The sequence below is a fragment of the Hydrogenophaga sp. BPS33 genome (assembly GCF_009859475.1).
Taxonomy (GTDB): domain Bacteria; phylum Pseudomonadota; class Gammaproteobacteria; order Burkholderiales; family Burkholderiaceae_C; genus Hydrogenophaga.
Window position 1 is genome coordinate 5,548,499 of the sequence record NZ_CP044549.1, and the last position, 18,176, is coordinate 5,566,674.

The 18,176-nt window shown below is 68.0% G+C and carries 18 protein-coding genes; 17 read left to right on the plus strand and 1 reads right to left on the minus strand.

Going from position 1 to position 18,176, the window contains the following annotated elements:
* The first annotated feature begins 199 nt into the window (after positions 1-199).
* Together ilvA and F9K07_RS25685 are read left to right on the plus strand one after the other, a co-directional pair.
* Positions 200-1,810, plus strand: coding sequence for a threonine ammonia-lyase, biosynthetic (gene ilvA, locus F9K07_RS25680; protein WP_159596106.1), 1,611 nt, complete (start codon positions 200-202; stop codon positions 1,808-1,810).
* Positions 1,811-1,817: 7 nt separating this feature from the next.
* Positions 1,818-2,915: a nicotinate-nucleotide--dimethylbenzimidazole phosphoribosyltransferase gene (locus F9K07_RS25685; protein ID WP_159596107.1), complete on the plus strand. Its 1,098-nt coding sequence runs from the start codon at positions 1,818-1,820 to the stop codon at positions 2,913-2,915.
* Between the two features lie 13 nt (positions 2,916-2,928).
* On the opposite strand, the gene F9K07_RS25690 is transcribed toward F9K07_RS25685, so the two are convergent.
* On the minus strand, positions 2,929-3,432 hold the full coding sequence (locus F9K07_RS25690) for a type II secretion system protein N (RefSeq protein WP_236581520.1): 504 nt from the start codon (positions 3,430-3,432) through the stop codon (positions 2,929-2,931).
* A 77-nt stretch (positions 3,433-3,509) separates the two neighbouring features.
* On the opposite strand from F9K07_RS25690, the gene gspG reads away from it, so the two are divergent.
* The 15 genes from gspG to F9K07_RS25765 all read left to right on the plus strand — a co-directional run bounded on the left by gspG (position 3,510) and on the right by F9K07_RS25765 (position 18,141).
* Positions 3,510-3,962: a type II secretion system major pseudopilin GspG gene (gspG, locus tag F9K07_RS25695; RefSeq protein ID WP_159596108.1), complete on the plus strand. Its 453-nt coding sequence runs from the start codon at positions 3,510-3,512 to the stop codon at positions 3,960-3,962.
* A gap of 14 nt (positions 3,963-3,976) precedes the next feature.
* A complete protein-coding gene (locus F9K07_RS25700) occupies positions 3,977-4,429 on the plus strand; it encodes a prepilin-type N-terminal cleavage/methylation domain-containing protein (protein WP_159596109.1) in 453 nt (150 codons plus the stop codon).
* Positions 4,426-4,797: a type II secretion system minor pseudopilin GspI gene (gspI, locus tag F9K07_RS25705; protein ID WP_159596110.1), complete on the plus strand. Its 372-nt coding sequence runs from the start codon at positions 4,426-4,428 to the stop codon at positions 4,795-4,797. The genes F9K07_RS25700 and gspI overlap by 4 nt, the downstream gene beginning before the upstream one ends.
* On the plus strand, positions 4,797-5,546 hold the full coding sequence (locus F9K07_RS25710; protein ID WP_159596111.1) for a PulJ/GspJ family protein: 750 nt from the start codon (positions 4,797-4,799) through the stop codon (positions 5,544-5,546). The genes gspI and F9K07_RS25710 overlap by 1 nt, the downstream gene beginning before the upstream one ends.
* Complete coding sequence (gspK, locus tag F9K07_RS25715; RefSeq protein WP_268894729.1) at positions 5,543-6,523, plus strand: type II secretion system minor pseudopilin GspK; 981 nt, start codon at positions 5,543-5,545, stop codon at positions 6,521-6,523. Before F9K07_RS25710 ends, gspK begins: the two co-directional genes overlap by 4 nt.
* A 115-nt stretch (positions 6,524-6,638) precedes the next feature.
* Positions 6,639-7,946: a type II secretion system protein GspL gene (gene gspL, locus F9K07_RS25720; protein ID WP_159596112.1), complete on the plus strand. Its 1,308-nt coding sequence runs from the start codon at positions 6,639-6,641 to the stop codon at positions 7,944-7,946.
* Positions 7,947-7,964: 18 nt separating this feature from the next.
* Positions 7,965-8,498 carry a type II secretion system protein GspM gene (gene gspM / locus F9K07_RS25725; protein ID WP_236581521.1) on the plus strand — a complete coding sequence of 178 codons (534 nt, stop codon included), beginning with the start codon at positions 7,965-7,967 and terminating at the stop codon, positions 8,496-8,498.
* The gene (gene gspN / locus F9K07_RS25730) at positions 8,495-9,289 is read left to right on the plus strand and encodes a type II secretion system protein N (protein WP_159596113.1); all 795 of its coding nucleotides are present in this window, start codon (positions 8,495-8,497) and stop codon (positions 9,287-9,289) included. The genes gspM and gspN overlap by 4 nt, the downstream gene beginning before the upstream one ends.
* 42 nt (positions 9,290-9,331) lie before the next feature.
* Positions 9,332-11,578 carry a type II secretion system secretin GspD gene (gene gspD / locus F9K07_RS25735; RefSeq protein ID WP_159596114.1) on the plus strand — a complete coding sequence of 749 codons (2,247 nt, stop codon included), beginning with the start codon at positions 9,332-9,334 and terminating at the stop codon, positions 11,576-11,578.
* A gap of 10 nt (positions 11,579-11,588) precedes the next feature.
* Positions 11,589-13,031, plus strand: coding sequence for a type II secretion system ATPase GspE (gspE, locus tag F9K07_RS25740; protein WP_159596115.1), 1,443 nt, complete (start codon positions 11,589-11,591; stop codon positions 13,029-13,031).
* Positions 13,032-13,062: 31 nt separating this feature from the next.
* Positions 13,063-14,292 carry a type II secretion system inner membrane protein GspF gene (gene gspF, locus F9K07_RS25745; protein WP_159596116.1) on the plus strand — a complete coding sequence of 410 codons (1,230 nt, stop codon included), beginning with the start codon at positions 13,063-13,065 and terminating at the stop codon, positions 14,290-14,292.
* 5 nt (positions 14,293-14,297) lie between these two features.
* Positions 14,298-15,197, plus strand: a complete 900-nt coding sequence (locus tag F9K07_RS25750) for a 5'-nucleotidase (RefSeq protein WP_159596117.1) — start codon at positions 14,298-14,300, stop codon at positions 15,195-15,197.
* 178 nt (positions 15,198-15,375) lie between these two features.
* Positions 15,376-16,020: a flavin reductase family protein gene (locus F9K07_RS25755; RefSeq protein WP_159596118.1), complete on the plus strand. Its 645-nt coding sequence runs from the start codon at positions 15,376-15,378 to the stop codon at positions 16,018-16,020.
* A 276-nt stretch (positions 16,021-16,296) separates the two neighbouring features.
* Complete coding sequence (locus F9K07_RS25760; protein WP_159596119.1) at positions 16,297-17,127, plus strand: alpha/beta fold hydrolase; 831 nt, start codon at positions 16,297-16,299, stop codon at positions 17,125-17,127.
* A gap of 12 nt (positions 17,128-17,139) precedes the next feature.
* Positions 17,140-18,141, plus strand: a complete 1,002-nt coding sequence (locus F9K07_RS25765) for a Bug family tripartite tricarboxylate transporter substrate binding protein (protein WP_159596120.1) — start codon at positions 17,140-17,142, stop codon at positions 18,139-18,141.
* The last annotated feature ends 35 nt before the right edge of the window (positions 18,142-18,176 follow it).

Genomic DNA, 18,176 nt, shown 5'->3' on the forward strand with positions numbered 1-18,176 from the left:
AGCAACGGATTTGGGGCAGGCGCTCTAAAAATCATAGAAATGCTGCTCACATTGTTGCGATGCAGCATGAACGCGCTATACTCGCGTCATTGTATTTTCGGTTGTCTCCTCTACCCTCCACGGGTGGATTTAAGCCCGGTCCGGTTCTGCCAGACCGGGCTTTTTTTCGCCCTCGATATGATGTGCGCCGAGGATCAACATGCCATCAACGTCTGCCCGTCCCCCATCACAACGTCAATCAACGAGTGCATCGCCGCTCACCCAAATGGGGCCATCCGACTACCTGAAAAAGATTCTGACTGCGCGGGTGTATGACGTCGCAGTGGAGTCCCCACTGGAAACCGCGACGGACCTCAGCCGCCGCCTGCGCAACACGGTGTTGCTCAAGCGCGAAGACCAGCAACCGGTCTTCAGCTTCAAGCTGCGGGGTGCCTATAACAAGATGGCGCACCTGTCTCCCGAACAATTGAAAAAGGGCGTGATCTGCGCCTCTGCCGGCAATCACGCCCAAGGTGTCGCGCTCGGTGCACGCAAGCTGGGCACGCGAGCGGTGGTCGTGATGCCGACCACCACGCCCCAGGTGAAGGTCGATGCGGTGCGCGGATTTGGCGGCGAAGTGGTGCTGCATGGCGAAAGCTATTCCGACGCCTACACCCATTCGCTGACCCTGCAAAAAAAGCAGGGCCTCACGTTCGTGCATCCCTTCGACGATCCGGATGTGATCGCCGGCCAGGGCACGATCGCGATGGAGATTCTGCGCCAGCTCCAGAGCCTGGGCTCCGACCATCTCGACGCCGTGTTCGTGGCCATCGGCGGCGGTGGCCTGATCGCCGGCGTGGCCAACTACATCAAGGCGGTCCGCCCCGAGATCAAGGTCATCGGCGTTCAGACCCACGACTCGGACGCCATGCTCCAGTCGGTGCAGGGCGGTGCGCGCGTGACGCTGCCCGACGTGGGACTGTTTGCCGATGGCACTGCCGTCAAGCTCGTGGGTGAAGAAACCTTCCGCATCGCGCGGGATCTGGTCGACGAATTCATCTCCGTCGATACCGACGCGGTGTGTGCCGCCATCAAGGATGTGTTCGTGGACACGCGCAGCATTGTCGAGCCGTCCGGCGCGCTGGCGGTAGCGGCCATCAAGCAGTACGTCGCCACACACAAAACACGCGGGGAGACCTATGCCGCGATTCTGTGCGGCGCCAACATGAATTTCGACCGGCTGCGCTTCGTCGCCGAACGCGCCGAGGTGGGCGAGGAGCGCGAGGCGCTGTTTGCCGTCACGATTCCCGAGGAACGCGGCAGTTTCCGGCGCTTCTGCGAAGTGATCGGTGAATTGCCGGGTGGTGCGCGCAACGTGACCGAGTTCAACTACCGCATCCACGATGGCAGTCAGGCCCATGTGTTCGTGGGGCTGACGACCCATGGCAAGGGCGAGTCGGCCAAGATCGCCGGTTATCTCATCAAGCACGGTTTCGAAACGCTGGACCTCACGCACGACGAGTTGGCGAAGGAGCACATCCGGCACATGGTGGGCGGCCATTCGCCGCTGGCGCAGGACGAGCGCCTGCTGCGCTTCGTCTTTCCCGAGCGTCCGGGAGCGTTGCTGAAGTTTCTCAGTCTGCTTCGGCCCGGATGGAACATCAGTCTGTTCCACTACCGCAACCAGGGTGCCGACTACGGGCGCATTCTGGTCGGCCTGCAGGTTCCGCAGAAGGACCACAAGGCGTTCGGCAAATTCCTGGACACGCTGGGTTACCCGTACGTCGAGGAAACGGACAATCCGGTGTATCGCCTGTTCCTGAAGAGTTGAACGCACCATGGCACTTGACCCCGTCTTCGAGCCGATCACCCGCCGCGTGCCCGAGTTGCCGGCCGAACTCAAGCTGCCCCACATCACACCGACCCACGACACGATGCTGGACCACACCGTGCGCCAGCGCCTCATGCCGGACGGATTTCCAGAGCACGTGCTGGGGCGCATGGAGCAACTGGTGCTGCAACTCGCGCGCATCCAGCATGGAAGCCCGCTGCCATTCGATCTGCTGGCCTTTGACTCGCCGCAATTGGTGGTATTCGCGGCCGACCATGGCATCGCTGACGAAGGCATGTCCCACTTGCCCCAGTCCATGACCTGCGAGCATGTGATGCAGTTGCTGCTGGGCGCCGCGCCGGTGAGCGCCTTGGCGCAACTGCATGGATTTGACGTGACGGTGGTGGACGCCGGCGTGGCCTCGCACATCGCACTGCCCGAAGACGCTCGGCGCAAGGTGCCGCTGCTGTTGCGCAAGATCGGCTATGGCACGCGCAACCAGTTGCTCGGGCCTGCCATGTCCCAGATGCAGGCCATTTCGGCATTGCATGCCGGCATGGACGTGGTGCGCCACTTGCCTGGCAATGTGATCGCGCTCGGTGACGTGGGCGTGGCCAACACCGTGAGCGCATCCTTGCTGCTGACCCGCCTGTGCGGCGTGCCGCTGGCCGACGCCTGCGGGCGAGACGACTTTCAGGGCGAGAGCCTGAGCGATATCGGGCTGGAGCAACGGATCGAGAAGCTGTCGGCCGCCGCAGGCCGGCACCGAAAGGCCTTGGGTCCGCTGGATTCGCTCGCGGCACTGGGTGGGTTCGAGATCGCCATGATGACGGGGGCCATTCTCCAGGCTGCCAGCGAGCGGCGCGTGGTCCTGGTCGACGGGTATGTGGCGGGTGCCGCAGCGCTGGTGGCGCGAGGCCTGGTTCCCGCAGCGGCCGACTATCTGGTGTTCAGCCACCGCTCCGGGGAGTTGGGCCACCGTCTGATGCTGATCCACCTGCAGGCGCAACCGCTGCTGGATCTGGGCATGCGCCTTGGCCAAGGCACGGGCGCCTTGATGGCCTGGCCCCTGCTGCTGGCCGCTCAAGCCTTGCTGGAACGTTGAGACGGCCCGGGCCTCAGGATCGCTTGGCCTCTTCGGGCAAGGTCAGCTCCACCGTGGTGGGCGCTTCCAGGGCGGTGCCCAACCGAACCGAGCGCCGCGTGACGGCCTGCAACACAAGGCCACCATCCAGCGGCGCACCCACGCGGTAGGGGCGCGGCGGCTGGCCGTCCACCGCGATGAGCGCCGCGCCGTCTCGCGAGCCCACCGCCACCACGCCCAGCAGGTTGTAACGCGGCGGCGCGGCGGGCGCTGCGCTGGCCACGGTGGCCTCGGGCAACGCGCCCAGCGTGCGGGCCACCGCCGCCGAATCGGCCGTCACCTGCAACAGTGTCCCGGACACCGGGGTGACCGGCGACTGGCCCCAGACCGACAACACCCAGTAACCCGCGCTCAGTCCCGCCGCCAGCCACAACAGCCCTGCGGCCACCGTGGGCGCACGGCCCCCAGCGGTCATCAGTGCCGCTGGGCTTTCCGTGAGAAAGCCGGAATGTCCGAACGCGGGAACCTTCTTCTTCATGCGCGCATTATGATCGACCACCGTGTTTCCCGGCCTGTTCTTCAAGGCCATCTCAGGCCCCGTTTGCGGGAGATTGCATGCCACACCTACCCCCCCTCTCCACCTCCCGAGCCTGGCGCACCGTTCAGCGCGGCTTCACCCTGATCGAGCTCATGGTGGTGCTGGTCATCATCGGTGTGCTCGCAGCGTTGATCGTGCCCAACGTGCTGGACCGCGCCGACGACGCCCGCGTGACCGCCGCCAAAACCGACGTCAACAACCTCATGCAGGCGCTCAAGCTGTACCGGCTCGACAACCAGCGCTACCCAACGGGAGAACAAGGCCTCAATGCCCTGATCGCCAAGCCATCGGCCGGGCCCACGCCACCCAATTGGCGCCCGTACCTGGACAAGCTGCCCGCCGACCCATGGGGCCGTCCTTACCAGTACATCAACCCCGGGCTCAAGGGCGAAGTGGACGTGCTCTCGCTCGGCGCCGATGGCCAGGCCGGGGGCGAAGGCAAGGACGCTGATATCGGCAGTTGGCAATGATCTGAAGGCGATCCATGGCCATGAAGTCGCGCGGCTTCACGCTGCTTGAGTTGATGGTGGTGCTGGTGATTGTCGCCATCGGCACCGCTGGCGTGGGCCTGGCCATGCGCGACAGCGCAGCCACGCGGCTGGAGCGCGAAGGCCTGCGGCTGTCGGCGATGCTCGAATCGGCGCGCGCACAATCGCGCACCAGCGGCTTGCCGGTGGTCTGGCGCGGCCTGCCCCAGGGTTTCGAATTCATCGGACTGCCCCAGGCAACGGGCACAGGCGCGCCCACCAGCGCCCGTGCCTGGTTGAACGAGGACACCCAGGCCATCGTGATCCAACCGCCGGGCGCGCAGTCGCTGGTGCTCGGGCCTGAGCCGCTCATTCCCGCCCAGCGCGTCGTGCTGGCGCAAGGCGAGCGCAGGATCACACTGGGCACCGATGGGCTTTCGCCTTTTGCCGTGCTCGGCCCGCCGCCATGAAACGCCCGTCACGCGGCTTCACCCTGATCGAGGTGCTGGTGGCGCTTGCGGTGGTCGCCATCACCTTGTCGACGGGCCTGCAAGCCACGGGTGCGCTGACGCGCGCCGCAGGGCGGCAAAGCGACCAATGGCTGGCGCAGCTCTGCGCCGAAAACGAACTCACGCGGCTGCGGCTGCAACGCCAGTTGCCTGGCACCGGCGAGAGCGACGCGACCTGTGTGCAGGCCGGGCGCGAGATGCAGGTGCATCTCTCGGTGCTGCCCACGCCGAACCCGAACTTCATGCGGGTCGATGCGGTGGTCGCGGCAGCGGTCGACGGCACGCGCGTGCGCCTGTTGACCCTGTCGACCATCATGGGGCGGTACTGATGGACCGCCCCCCGCTGCGCCGCTCGCGCGGCTTCACCCTGATCGAGCTGCTGGTGGCGATCGTCGTCATGTCCATGCTGGCACTGCTGAGCTGGCGCTCGCTGGACGGCATGACGCGCACCCAGACCCTCACGCAGCAGCGCGCCGACGATTTGCTGCGCATGCAGGCGGCGATGGGCCAATGGGCGACGGACCTGGATGCCCTGATCGACACCGGTGAGGTGAACCCCTTGGACTTCAACGGCCAGGTGTTGCGCATGACGCGGCGCGACAGCGCAGAGACCGGCCTGGACAGCCGCGGCATTCGCGTGGTCGCCTGGGCACGCCTGACCGGCGTGGCCCTGGCAGGCCTGCCCATCATTTCGTCGAGCAGCAGCGCCAGCGGGCAATGGGTGCGCTGGCAATCGGGGCCGCTGTTGCGGCGCGATGAACTGGCGCGCGCCTGGCAAAGGGCGGCCGAATGGGGGCGCGGAGCCCTGCCCTCGCAAACCGGCAACCCGGGCACCGACAGCGCCATTGCCTTGCTGGGCATCGACAACTGGCGGCTGTTTTACCACCGCGGTGAAACCTGGGGCAATCCGCAGTCATCCACCGGCAACGAGGAGCCTGTCGGGGGGGTGGAAACCACGCCCGCGTCCAGCGGCATGCCCAATGGCGTGCGCCTGGAACTCGTGCTGGGCACGGGCGAAGGCTTGCATGGCAACCTGGTGCGCGACTGGGTGCGCCCGACCCTGGAGGCCGGCCGGTGAAGCGGATCGGACCGCGGCGTCAGGCCGGCGCGGCGCTGTTGCTCGCCATGCTGGTGGTCACGCTCGTGGCCACGCTCGCGGCCGCCGCCCTGTGGCAACAGTGGCGCGCCGCCGAGGTCGAGCAGGCCGAGCGACAGCGCGTGCAGGCCGGCTGGATTCTCACCGGCGCGCTGGACTGGGCGCGCCTGATCCTGCGCGAGGATGCGCGCGACAACCAGACCAGCGGCAACGCCGACCACCTGGGCGAACCCTGGGCCACGCCCTTGGAAGAGGCACGCCTCTCGAGCTTCCTCGCGGCCGACAAGAACAACAACACCGACAACGTGCTGGCGGCCTTCCTCTCCGGCGAAGTGGTCGACATGCAATCGCGCATGAACTTCCTCAACCTCGTGCGCACGGTGGGCAGCGGCTCGCAAGGCAAGGTGGAGCTGTCCGAGGCCGACCTGCGCAGCTTCACCCGGCTCTATGAACTCCTGGGTCTGCCCACTTCGGAACTCAACGCCGCCGCCAACGAGTTGCGCACGACCATGGCGCTGGCGCTGAGCGACCCGCTGCCCTCGCGCACCGCCCTGATCCCGAAGAAGTTCTCCCAACTGGGCTGGCTGGGCATCGGCCGCGCCAGCCTGGCCGCGCTGGAGATGCACGTGACCGTGCTGCCCAGCCGCACCACCCTCAACCTCAACACGGCCAGCGCACAGGCGATGTCCGCCAGCGTGCCCGGCCTGGATCTGGCACAGGCGCGCCAACTCGTCGCCGCGCGCGATCGCGAGCCCTTCAAGAGCCTGGCCGATGCGAGCGCGGCCGTGCCCGACTTGAAGGGCCAGCTGTCCGACCTGTACCACGGCGTGCGCAGCGACCATTTCGAGGTGCGCGGCCGCCTGCGGCTGGACAACACCGTCATTGAAGAACGGTCGCTCGTGGTGCGCAACAACCTGGACGTGCGCGTGAACTGGCGCGAGCGTTTCGCCAGGCCATAAGGCAGCGTGGCGCATTCCCGCCACGCGGGTTGTGCAGGGCCCCCTCAACGTCATGCCGAGTAACTAGAATGGTGCACTCTCGCCCCCTGCAACACTTTCGCATGACTGGGTCACCGTGCTGATCGTCACCCCCTCGGACTTTTCCGCCGCGCCCGTCGCGGGGCCCACCGCTCTCTTCGATTGGGCGGTGTCCAGCAATGGCCAGCAGATCACCGACCATGGCCAGTGCGCCGCCGCGCTGCTGCCGCGCAACGACGATGTGGTGCTGGTGCTGCCACCGCGCGCGGTGTCCTGGCACCGCGTGGCCCTGCCCAAGGTGGCCCAGGCGCGGCTGCGCGCCGCGCTCGACGGCCTGCTCGAAGACCGCCTGCTGAACGACACGGCCGAACTGCACTTTGCCCTGGAGCCCGGGGGCCGCTCGGGTCAGACGGTGTGGGTCGCCGCGTGCGAAAAGCGCTGGCTGCGCGGCTGGCTGCAAGCGCTGGAGGCCGCCAACCGTCCGGTGGGCCGCATCGCCCCCGGGTTGTGGCCGCTGGTGCCCTCCGAAGCCCCTGGGGCCTTGCCCGGCGCCTCGCGCAGCTTCGCCCTCGACATCCCCTCCAACATCCACTGGGCGTACAACGAAAACGGCCAGACCTGGCTGGCCAGCGCCGGCCTGCTGGGCGTGAGCTGCACACCGGTGCGCGAAACGCCGCTGGGCAATGGCACCGCCGCGGACATGGTGGTCAGCGCACTCATGCCCATGGCCAGCGACGCGCCCGGCGCACCCGGCGAATTCGACGTCTGGCTGGCCGACCCCACGGTGGCTCAACAGGCCGAACAGGTGCTGCAGCAGCGCTTCGAACTGGTCACCCTGCCGGCCTGGTTGCTGCGGTGTGCCCAGTCCGAATGGAACCTCGCACAGTTCGACCTGAGTCTGTCGGCGGGCGCACGGCGCGGCCAACGGCTCAAGCGCAGTTGGCGGCAATGGCGCAACGCCCCGGCATGGCGCCCGGCACGCTGGGGCTTCGCGGCCTTGCTCGGTGTGCAGCTCGTGGGCTTGAACGTCGCCGCCTGGCACGAACGCAGCGTGCTCAAGGACAAGCAACAAGCCGTCGCGCAGACGCTGCAGAAGACCTTTCCGCAGGTGAGCGTGGTGCTCGACGCGCCGGTGCAGATGCAGCGCGAGGTCGCGCGCCTGCAGCAGGCCAGCGGGGCGCTCTCCGCCGGTGATCTGGAAACCCTGCTCGCCGCCGTCGACCAGGCCGCGGCAGGCGACGCGCTCACGCCCTCGGCCATTGCGTACGGCGGCGGCGAAGGCCGCTTTTCGGGCTGGCGTGCCACCGAAGACCAGTTGCGCGCGCTACAGCAGACGCTCGAACAAAGCGGCTGGCGCGCGCGTTTCAACGGCAACGAGTTGGCCCTGCGGCCCTCGGAACTCTGAACCGGGACGAAGAACACCGTGGCCACCACCTCATCCACCTCCCCCATCGCGCGGCTCACGCTGGCGCTGTCCACCGCGTTGTCGCGCCTGTCCGCACGCGAGCGCACCGCGGTCACCGTCGCCGCCTGGGTCATCGGCCTGGGCCTGCTGTGGTGGCTGGCCGTCGCGCCCGCCATCAGCGCGCTGCAACAAGCGCCGACACGCCATGCCAAGGCGGACGCGCAGCTCGCGCAAATGCAGCGCCTGGCTGCCACCGCCGAAGCCGTGCGCGGCCAGAGCAGCACGCAGCCACCCGGTCGCGACGAAGTCCTGCGCGCGCTCGAAACCGCCACCCATGCCCTGGGCGACACGGCGCAGCTGTCCGTGCTGGGCGACCGTGCCACGGTCACCCTGCGCAACACGCCGCCCGCGGCGCTGGCCCAGTGGTTGTCGCAAGTGCGCATCAATGCCCGCCTGCTGCCACTGGAGAGCCAGATCACCCGCGAACCGGGCAGCCCCGGATGGAGCGGCACGCTGTTGCTGACCGGCCCAGGTCTGGGCGGCACGCCATGAACGGCAACTGGCCTGTGCGCCTGGCATGGATCGGCGGCCTGATCGGCCTGTGCGTGGCCTTGATCGCCTTCGCACCCGCGCGCTGGCTGGCCAGCGGCGTGACCTCGGCCACCAACGGCCAGTTGCAGTTGCTCAACGCGCGCGGCACGGTGTGGAACGGTCAGGCCGACGTGGTGTTCACCGGCGGCGAAGGCAGCCGCACCCAGACCGCGCTGCCACAGGGCATGTTGTGGCAACTGGCGCCCACACTGGTGTCGGGGCGGCCGGCGGCGGCGCTGCGGCTCGAAGCGCCCTGCTGCACGCCCGCACCCATGGACCTCACCTTCGTTCCCCGTCTGGGCGGGGCCGAACTGCGCATCGCCAAATCCACCAGCCTGTGGCCGGCCGAATTGCTCGCCGGGCTGGGCACGCCCTGGAACACCCTGCGCGTGGAAGGCCAGCTCGCGCTGCAGACCGAGGGCATGACGCTGCGCTGGGACCAAGGCCGCACCAGCCTGCAGGGCGAGGCCACCGTCGAAGCCCTCGAAGTGGCGTCCCGCCTGTCGACCCTGCGCCCGCTGGGCAGCTACCGCATGACCATGCGCGCCGAGGCCGACGGCAACACCACCACACTGGACCTGCACACCCTCGGCGGTGCGCTCAAGCTCGAAGGCGCCGGCAGCTGGGTCGGCGGGCGGCTGCGCTTCCAGGGCACCGCCGAGGCCGAAGCCGGGGCCGAGACCGCACTGGGCAACCTGCTCAACATCATGGGCCGACGGCAAGGCTCGCGCTCGCTGCTCAGTTTCGGCTGACGCGGCATGCCCATTCACCACACTTCGGGATACGATCCGATCATGAAACCGACCCCCCTCCGAGCCGCCCCCGGCCGCATCGCCCACGGTGGTGCGCTCACGGCCCTGGCGCTCGCGCTGTGCCTGGCATCGGGAAACGGCATTTCTCAAACCAGCGCGCGCGCGGCCAGTGAGCCGGTCGTGCTCAACTTCGTGGGCGCCGAGATCGAATCGGTGGCCCGCACCATGGCCACCATCACCGGGCGCAACGTCGTGGTCGATCCACGCGTCAAGGGCACGGTCAATCTGTCCACCGAACGGCCGGTCTCGCCCACGGCCGCGCTCAACCAGTTCGCGGCCGTGCTGCGCCTGCAGGGCTTTTCGATCGTCGACACCGGCGGCCTCTACAAGATCGTCCCTGAGGCCGACGCGAAGCTGCAAGGCAATGTGGTGAGCGCCGGCCCGGTGTCGAGCCTGCCGGCTTCCAACACCGTCGTCACACAGATCTTCCGGCTCAACCACGAATCGGCCAACAACCTCATTCCGGTGCTGCGCCCTCTGATCGGGCCGAACAACACCATCAACGTCAACCCCGGCAACAACTCGCTGGTCATCACCGACTACGCGGACAACCTGCAGCGCATCGGCCGCATCATTGCCGCGCTCGACGTGGCGGGCGCGACCGACGTGGAAGTCATTCCGCTGCAGCATGCGGTGGCCGCCGATCTGGCGGCGCTGGTCACGCGCCTGGTCGACCCGTCCACCGCGGGCGGCGGTGGGGCGGCGCAGGCCGACCCCTCGTACAAGACCACGATCGTGGCCGAACCGCGCAGCAACAGCCTGGTGCTGCGCGCGGCCAACCCGGCACGCGTGGCACTGGTGCGCGCATTGGTGATCAAGCTGGACCAGCCCTCGTCGCAGAACGTGAGCGGCAACATCCACGTGGTGTATCTGAAGAACGCCGATGCGGTTTCGCTCGCCACCACGCTGCGCGCGGCGATCGCCAGCGAATCCTCGGGCAGCGGTGGGCTCTCGGGCATCACCGGGGCGAGCGGGGGCGGCAGTGCCAGCATCGGCCGCTCAACGCTTTCCGTCACGCCCACCAGCGGCCTCAATGGCGGCGCCAGCAACGCGTCCACGGCCGCGGTGTCGCCCAGCGCGGCACCCTCGACCGGCGGCCAGATCCAGGCCGACCCCGCGACCAACTCGCTCATCATCACCGCGTCCGAGCCGCAATACCGCCAGTTGCGCGCCGTGATCGACCAGCTCGATTCGCGCCGCGCGCAGGTGTACGTGGAAAGCCTGATCGCCGAAGTCAATGCCGAGAAGGCGGCCGAGTTCGGGATCCAGTGGCAGGGCGCGCTGGGCAGCAACGGCGACCGCGTCATCGGCCTGCTCGGGACCAACTTCGGCACCGCCGGGCGCAACATCATCGAACTCGCGCAAGGCAACGCCACGCCCGCCACCGGCGCCAACTTCGGCCTCGCGCGCCGCACCAACGGCGTGTATGTGCTGGGCTTCCTGGCGCGCTTCCTGCAGGAAAACGGCGACGGCAACATCCTCTCCACACCGAACCTGCTCACGCTGGACAACGAGGAAGCCAAGATCGTGATCGGCCAGAACGTGCCGTTCGTGACCGGCCAGTTCACCAACACCGGCGCCAACGAAGGCTCTGTCAACCCGTTCCAGACCATCGAGCGCAAGGACGTGGGCCTCACGCTGCGCGTGAAGCCGCAGATCAGCGAGAACGGCACCATCAAGATGACCATCTACCAGGAGGTCAGCAACGTCGTGCCGTCGTCCATCAACTCCTCCACCGGCTTGATCACCAACAAGCGCACCATCGAATCGACCGTGCTGGTCGACGACGGCGCGGTCGTGGTTCTGGGCGGCCTGCTGCAGGACGAGTACGCCGGCAACCAGGAGAAGGTGCCCGGCCTGGGCGACGTGCCTTTCTTCGGCGGCCTTTTCCGCAGCGAAACGCGTTCGCGCCGCAAGACCAACCTGATGGTCTTTCTGCGCCCCGTGGTGATGCGTGACGCGCGCGAAACCAGCACCCTCGCGCTGGACCGCTACGAACTCATGCGCTCGGTGCAGAAAGACTCGCAGCCACGCCAAAGCAGCGTGCTGGGCGTGAACGAAGCACCGGTGATGCCGCCCCAGGCGCCGCCGGGCACTTTCCCACCGAACCGCGAAGGCCTGCCGCCCGTGCGTTCGCTGGCCGACCCGCTCACCACCCCGCCGGTGAACCCGCCACCCCAGCAGCCACCGCAAGCACTGCCGCCGTTGCAACCGACCCCGCAACAGTGAGGCCACGGCCGTGAAGTACCCGTTGCCCTACGCCTTTGCCCGCGAGCACCAGTGGCTCGTCGAGGACGATGGCGCCACGCTGACCCTCCTGGGCAGCAGCACGCCCGCGCCCGACTCGGGCACGCAGACGCGACGCCTCTCGGCGCTCTCGGAAATCCTGCGCCAGCACCCAGTGAACGACATTCACTGGGAAAACGGCGACGTGCTCAAACAGCGCATCAGCGCGGCCTACGCGCAAGGCGAATCCAGTGCGGCTGCCGTGGTGAGCGAGGTGCAGAGCGATGCCGACCTGAGCCGCATGATGCAGGAGCTGCCGGCGATCGAAGACTTGCTGGAAACGGCCGACGATGCGCCCATCATCCGCATGCTCAACGCCTTGCTCACGCAGGCCGCGCGCGATGGTGCGAGCGACATCCACATCGAACCCTACGAGCGCCATTCGAGCGTGCGCTTCCGCGTCGACGGCACCTTGCGCGAGGTGGTGCAACCCAACCGCGCGCTGCACGCCGCGCTGATCTCGCGCCTGAAGATCATGGCCGAGCTCGACATCTCCGAAAAACGCCTGCCGCAGGATGGCCGCATCTCGCTGCGCATCGGCACCCGCGCGGTGGACGTGCGCGTCTCCACGCTGCCCAGCGCACATGGCGAGCGCGCGGTGCTGCGCCTGCTCGACAAGAGCGAGAGCAAGCTGAACCTGGAAGCCGTGGGCATGCAGGGCGATGTGCTGGGGCGTTTCCGCAAGCTCATCGGCCAGCCGCACGGCATCATCCTCGTGACCGGCCCGACCGGCTCGGGCAAGACCACCACGCTGTACGCCGCGTTGCAGCGCCTGGACGCCAGCGCGCTCAACATCATGACGGTGGAAGACCCGATCGAATACGAGCTGCCGGGCGTGGGCCAAACCCAGGTGAACGCACGCATCGAACTCACCTTCGCCAAGGCCTTGCGCGCCATCCTGCGCCAGGACCCGGACGTGATCATGATCGGCGAAATCCGCGATTTCGAAACCGCGCAGATCGCCATCCAGGCCTCGCTCACCGGCCACCTGGTGCTGGCCACGCTGCACACCAACGACGCGCCCAGCGCCGTGACCCGCCTCACCGACATGGGCGTCGAGCCCTTCCTGTTGAGCTCCTCGCTGCTGGGCGTGCTCGCGCAGCGGCTGGTGCGCAAGCTCTGCCTGCACTGCCGCCGCCAGGACGACAAGGGCCTGTGGCACCCGGTGGGCTGCGAGTATTGCAACCAGAGCGGCTACAAGGGCCGCACCGGCATCTACGAGCTGATGGTCGCCGACGAGCAGATCCGCGCCCTGATCCACAACCGGGCCGCCGAAAGCAAGATCTTCGTGGCCGCCGAGGCCGCCGGCCTGCGCTCCATGCGCGCCGATGGACAGCGCCTGATCGAAGAAGGTGTGACGTCGCCCGAAGAGGTCATGTCCGTGACCCGCGACTGAACCGCCTGGCGTCGACGTCCACACGACCCCCATGCCTGCATATACCTTCGAAGCCCTGGACGCGCAGGGCGCCACCCAGAAAGGCCTGATCGACGCCGACACCGCGCGCGCGGCGCGCAGCATGTTGCGCGCGCGCCAGCTGGTGCCGCTGTTGGTCGAGCCCGCCATGGGTTCGGCCAGTGGCGCCATGTCCAAGGGGCTGAACATCACACTCTGGGGCGGGCGCGTGTTCAACGCCACGGCGCTCGCGGTCTGGACGCGCCAACTCGCCGGCCTGGTCGCCGCCGGCTTGCCGCTGGAGCGCGCGTTGTCGGCGCTCACCGAAGAAGCCGAGGACGAGAAACAGCGCAACCTCATGGCCTCGCTGCGCTCCGAAGTGAATGCCGGCGCACCTTTTGCCCGCGCGCTGTCGCAGCATCCGCGCGAGTTCTCGCCGATCTACACCGGCGTGATCGCGGCCGGCGAACAAAGCGGCCTGCTCGGCACGGTGCTCGAACGCCTGGCCGACGATCTCGAAGCGCGCGAAGCGCTCAAGAACAAGATCATCGCGGCCTCGCTGTACCCCGCCATCGTCACGCTGGTGGCCATCGTCATCGTGGTGTTCCTGGTGTCGTACGTGGTGCCGCAGGTGGCCAACGTGTTCGCGGGCAGCAAGCGCGCCCTGCCCTTCCTCACGGTGGTGATGCTCGGCCTGAGCGATTTCGTGCGCACCTACGGTTGGCTCATGCTGGGTGCTCTGGCGCTGGGCGTGGGTGGCGTGGTGTTCGCGCGCCGCAGCGAAACCATCCGCCTGAGCATGGACGCGACCTGGCTGCGCCTGCCGCTGGTGGGCCGCCTGGCGCGCGGCTACAACGCGGCGCGCTTCGCGGCCACGCTGGCCATGCTGGCGGCCGCGGGCGTGCCGATCCTGCGCGCACTGCAGACCGCGGCCGACACCTTGTCCAACCAGGCCATGCGCGTCGACGCGCTCGACGCGCTGGTGCTGGTGCGCGAGGGCGCGCCGCTGGCCTCCGCGCTCGGCAGCAAGAAGCGCTTTCCGCCGCTGGTCTCGATGTTCGCGCGCCTGGGCGAGCAGACCGGGCAACTGCCCGCCATGCTGGAGCGCGCCGCCAAGCAGCTCGGCGACGAGGTTCAGCGCCGCGCCATGCACATGGCCACCATTCTGGAACCCTTGCTGATCGTGGGCATGGGCCTGGTGGTGATGCTGATCGTGCTGGCCGTTCTGATGCCGATCATCCAACTGAACCAACTCGTGACCTGACCAACATGGGTGTTTCCCTCGACGGCAAACTCGTCGTCGCCATTTCTTCCCGCGCGCTGTTCGACTTCGAAGAAGAGAACCGCCTGTTCGAAACCGGCGACGACCGCGCCTACATGCAACTGCAGCTGGACCGGCTGGAGCAGCCTGCCGCGCCCGGGGTGGCGTTTTCGCTGGTGCACAAGCTGCTCGCGTTCAACGATGCCGAGGCGCAGCGCGTGGAAGTGGTGATCCTCTCGCGCAACGACCCGGTCTCGGGCATGCGCGTGTTCCGCTCCGCCAAGCACTACGGCCTGCCGATCCAGCGCGGCAGCTTCACGCGCGGCCAGCCGCCGTGGCGCTACCTGCGCCCCTTGCGCGCCAATCTGTTTCTCTCCACCCACCTGGCCGACGTGCGCGCCGCGCTCGAAGCGGGCGTGCCCGCCGCGCAGGTGTACCCGCAGTCGGTACACGCCAGCAGCGAGCACCCCAACGAGGTGCGCATCGCCTTCGACGGCGACGCCGTGCTGTTCTCCGACGAGGCCGAGCGCGTGTTCCAGACGCAAGGCCTTTCGGCCTTCCAGGCACACGAGGCCGACAAAGCCACCATGCCCTTGGAAGGCGGGCCGTTCAAACCGCTGCTCGAAGCCCTGCACCGCCTGCAAAGCGAAGGCACACCGCTCATGCGCGTGCGCACCGCCCTCGTCACCGCGCGCAGCGCACCGGCGCACGAGCGCGCCATCCGCACGCTGATGAACTGGAACATCGAGGTGGACGAGGCCATGTTCCTCGGTGGCTTGCCCAAGGGCGAATTCCTGCGCGAGTTCGAACCCGACTTCTTCTTCGACGACCAGACCGGTCACATCGAGTCGGCCGCGCGGCATGTGCCTGCGGGCCATGTGGCCAGCGGCGTGAGCAACGCCGGCTGACGAATCCGCATAGCAGCGTTGCCAGCCGCGCCATGGCTCCGACTGGCGGTGCCTCCTACACTCGGTCCGAAGCGCGGTCGATAAGGTGATCCATCGCGCGTGCCCTTGTGCCGTGCCAACTGGAGAAGACGTGAACGATCCGACCCAACTGAACTACCACCTTTCTGGCCGCTGACCGATGCACCAGTTCAGCTGCATCGACGGCGCGGCGCTGGACACCGCTACCGCCTACCGCCTGCTGGTGGGCTGCGTGGTGCCGCGACCGGTCGCCTGGATCACCACCGTGGACAAGAAAGGCCGCGTCAATGCGGCGCCCTTCAGCTCGTTCAACTATGTGGCGACCAGCCCGCCGATGCTGGCGGTGAACATCGCGCGCCGCGCCGGCGATGGCGCCACCAAAGACACGGCACGCAACATTGCAGCCACGCGTGAGTTCGTCGTCAATGTCGCGACCGAGCACGACATGGAGGTGATGCACCACACGGGCCAGGAATTTCCTGCCGACGTCAGCGAGACAGATGCGCTTTCGATCGGCCTGCTGCCCAGCCGGCACATGCGCGCGCCGCGCATCGCCAGTTCGCCGGTGCAGATGGAATGCCGGCTCGACCAGGCCGTCGTGCTGGGTCGCGGCATCAACACGCTCTACATCGGCGAGGTGGTCGCGTTCCACCTTTCGGATGCGGTCTACGACGGCAACCGGGTCGACTCGGTGGCCATGCGGCCGATCGCACGCCTCGGCGGCCCCTTCTACGCAGGGCTCGGCGAGATCTTCCACCGGCCCATGCTGCAGCGTCCGCCTGGCGGTGAAGGCTGGCAGGGCTGAGTCCCATGCAACAGGCGTTGTCCGTCACGCAGTGCTGCGTCCTCCACATTCCCTCTGCAGCCATTTCGCCCACGATGCGCACCAGGTGCGTGGTCGCTGCCGTGACGGCGCGGTGATGCAGATGGCGCACCGCCTGGGCATGCGGCCCGGCGTGGGCTGCGCCATCGGGCCATGCAGGTATGCGGCCCGGATGCCAGCGCCAGCTGCATATCTGCTTTGTGGTGCTGAGGCTGGCATCACCCAGGGGGGCTGCCGAGAATCCATGGCGAGACAACCATGGAAACAAATCTCCCCACGCCCCATCTCCCCTGGCCTGGCCGGCACGTGGCCGTTCCCGGTGCGAGCCTGTGGACCGTGGACAGTGGCGGCACCGGCACCCCCCTGGTGCTGTTGCACGCCAACACCGGCACGGCACAGTCGTGGCAGGAACAGTTCGGGCCATTTTGTGCCGCAGGATACCGGGTCATCGCGTTCGACCGCCGCGGCTGGGGACGCAGCGAGACCGTGCCCGGCACTGGGGAGCAGCCGGGCAGTGTGGCGGAAGACCTCGACGCGCTGGCCGGCCAGCTCGGGCTGGCACGGTTTCACCTGCTCGGCATCGCCGGGGGTGGCTTCGTCGCGCTCGACTATGCGGCCTGGCGGCCCGAGCGGGTGCTCAGGCTCGCGATCTGTGCCAGCAACGGACGTTTCACCGAACCCGGGATGCAGGCCTTCTACGAGCGCATCGCCGTCCCAGGTCTGACTGGGCGACACGAGGTGCGTCCCTGGCTCGAAGTGGGCGCCGCCTATCGCGCGGAAAACCCCGAAGGCTTCGCACGGTTCTGCGCGATGGAACACAACGCGCAGCAAGCGGGCGCGCCTGCACAGCCCCTGCGCACACCCAACACCTTCTCCAAGATCGCCGCCATCCCTCACGACACGCTGGTGCTGATGGGCGGTGCGGACCTGCTGGCGCCGCCCGCGCTGATGCGCGCCTGGGCCCGCCACCTGCCGCGCACGACGATCGCCACCATTCCCGACGGCGGCCATTCACTGAACTGGGAGAGGCCGCGTGAATTCAATGACGCGGTGCTTCGGTTCCTGGCCTCCCCCCTTCCCACCACTTGAACGGAGACATCCATGACCAGGCCCTTCATCCCCCACGGCACGGACCCACTGCTGACCCGCCGCACCCTGCTGCAGCTCGGCGCCTGCCTGACGCTGCCCGGCGGCGCTGCCATGGCCCAGACGCGCGTGACCCGGCTGGTCGTGCCCTACACGCCGGGCGCATCGAACGACATCGTGGCGCGCCTGTTCGCCGATGCCATGGCCAGGCGCACCGGCAACACATGGATCGTGGAAAACAAGCCGGGTGCGGGTTCGATGCTGGGTACCGAATTCGTCGCCAAGGCAACGCCCGACGGCAGCACCCTGCTGCTGTGTTCGGCGGCCAACATGGGCGTGTTGCCCGCCACGCGCAAGACGATCCGCTACAACGTGCCGCAGGACTTCACCTTCCTGGCGCGTGTCGCGAGCTCGCCCTACGCGCTTACCGTGCGCTCCTCGGTGCCAGCGGCCAACTTCGCCGAGTTCGTCAAGCTCGCCAAGGCCCGTCCGGGTGGCATCCGCGTGGGCGCATCGGGCATAGGCGCCCTCGACTACATGGGCGCATCGATGCTGAATGCGGAGTTGGGCATCGATCTGCAGATCGTGCCCTACAAGGGCATGGCCGGCGTGCTGAACGACCTGAGGGCTGGGCAGATCGAGGCCGCGATCGTCAGTCCCGGCACGATCGAACCGCTGGCAAAGGAAGGCCACGTGCGGGTGCTGACCGTGCTGGACGACCGGCGCAGCGCCGTGTTGCCCGAGGTCCCGTCGTCTGTGGACATCGGGCAGCCCAGGCTGAAGGTGGTCAACTGGTGGGGCATCGCGGGGCCGGCGCGCATGCCGGCGGCCACCGCCGACGCCTTGCGGCAGGACATGGCGGCGGTGCTGGCCAACCCGGCATTCACCAGGTCGATCGACGACAAGGGCTACGACCCGGCCGCGCTGGTAGGCGAGCCGTTCACCCGCCACGTGGCGAGCGACCTCGCGGTCTGGAAGGGCGTTGCCTCGCAAGCCCGGATTTCGATCGACGAGTGATTCACGAAGGCCCTGCCGGCGGCTGATACCGGCGC

What these genes read in the sequence shown, in the direction of transcription:
- F9K07_RS25700 (WP_159596109.1), top strand. Translation starts at nt 3,977, where the DNA reads ATGGCCATGAAGTCGCGCGGCTTCACGCTGCTTGAGTTGATGGTGGTG.
- gspN (WP_159596113.1), top strand. Translation starts at nt 8,495, where the DNA reads ATGAACGGCAACTGGCCTGTGCGCCTGGCATGGATCGGCGGCCTGATC.
- gspD (WP_159596114.1), top strand. Translation starts at nt 9,332, where the DNA reads ATGAAACCGACCCCCCTCCGAGCCGCCCCCGGCCGCATCGCCCACGGT.
- F9K07_RS25755 (WP_159596118.1), top strand. Translation starts at nt 15,376, where the DNA reads ATGCACCAGTTCAGCTGCATCGACGGCGCGGCGCTGGACACCGCTACC.
- F9K07_RS25710 (WP_159596111.1), top strand. Translation starts at nt 4,797, where the DNA reads ATGGACCGCCCCCCGCTGCGCCGCTCGCGCGGCTTCACCCTGATCGAG.
- F9K07_RS25750 (WP_159596117.1), top strand. Translation starts at nt 14,298, where the DNA reads ATGGGTGTTTCCCTCGACGGCAAACTCGTCGTCGCCATTTCTTCCCGC.
- gspF (WP_159596116.1), top strand. Translation starts at nt 13,063, where the DNA reads ATGCCTGCATATACCTTCGAAGCCCTGGACGCGCAGGGCGCCACCCAG.
- F9K07_RS25685 (WP_159596107.1), top strand. Translation starts at nt 1,818, where the DNA reads ATGGCACTTGACCCCGTCTTCGAGCCGATCACCCGCCGCGTGCCCGAG.
- F9K07_RS25760 (WP_159596119.1), top strand. Translation starts at nt 16,297, where the DNA reads ATGGAAACAAATCTCCCCACGCCCCATCTCCCCTGGCCTGGCCGGCAC.
- gspI (WP_159596110.1), top strand. Translation starts at nt 4,426, where the DNA reads ATGAAACGCCCGTCACGCGGCTTCACCCTGATCGAGGTGCTGGTGGCG.
- ilvA (WP_159596106.1), top strand. Translation starts at nt 200, where the DNA reads ATGCCATCAACGTCTGCCCGTCCCCCATCACAACGTCAATCAACGAGT.
- F9K07_RS25690 (WP_236581520.1), bottom strand. Translation starts at nt 3,432, where the DNA reads ATGAAGAAGAAGGTTCCCGCGTTCGGACATTCCGGCTTTCTCACGGAA.
- F9K07_RS25765 (WP_159596120.1), top strand. Translation starts at nt 17,140, where the DNA reads ATGACCAGGCCCTTCATCCCCCACGGCACGGACCCACTGCTGACCCGC.
- gspG (WP_159596108.1), top strand. Translation starts at nt 3,510, where the DNA reads ATGCCACACCTACCCCCCCTCTCCACCTCCCGAGCCTGGCGCACCGTT.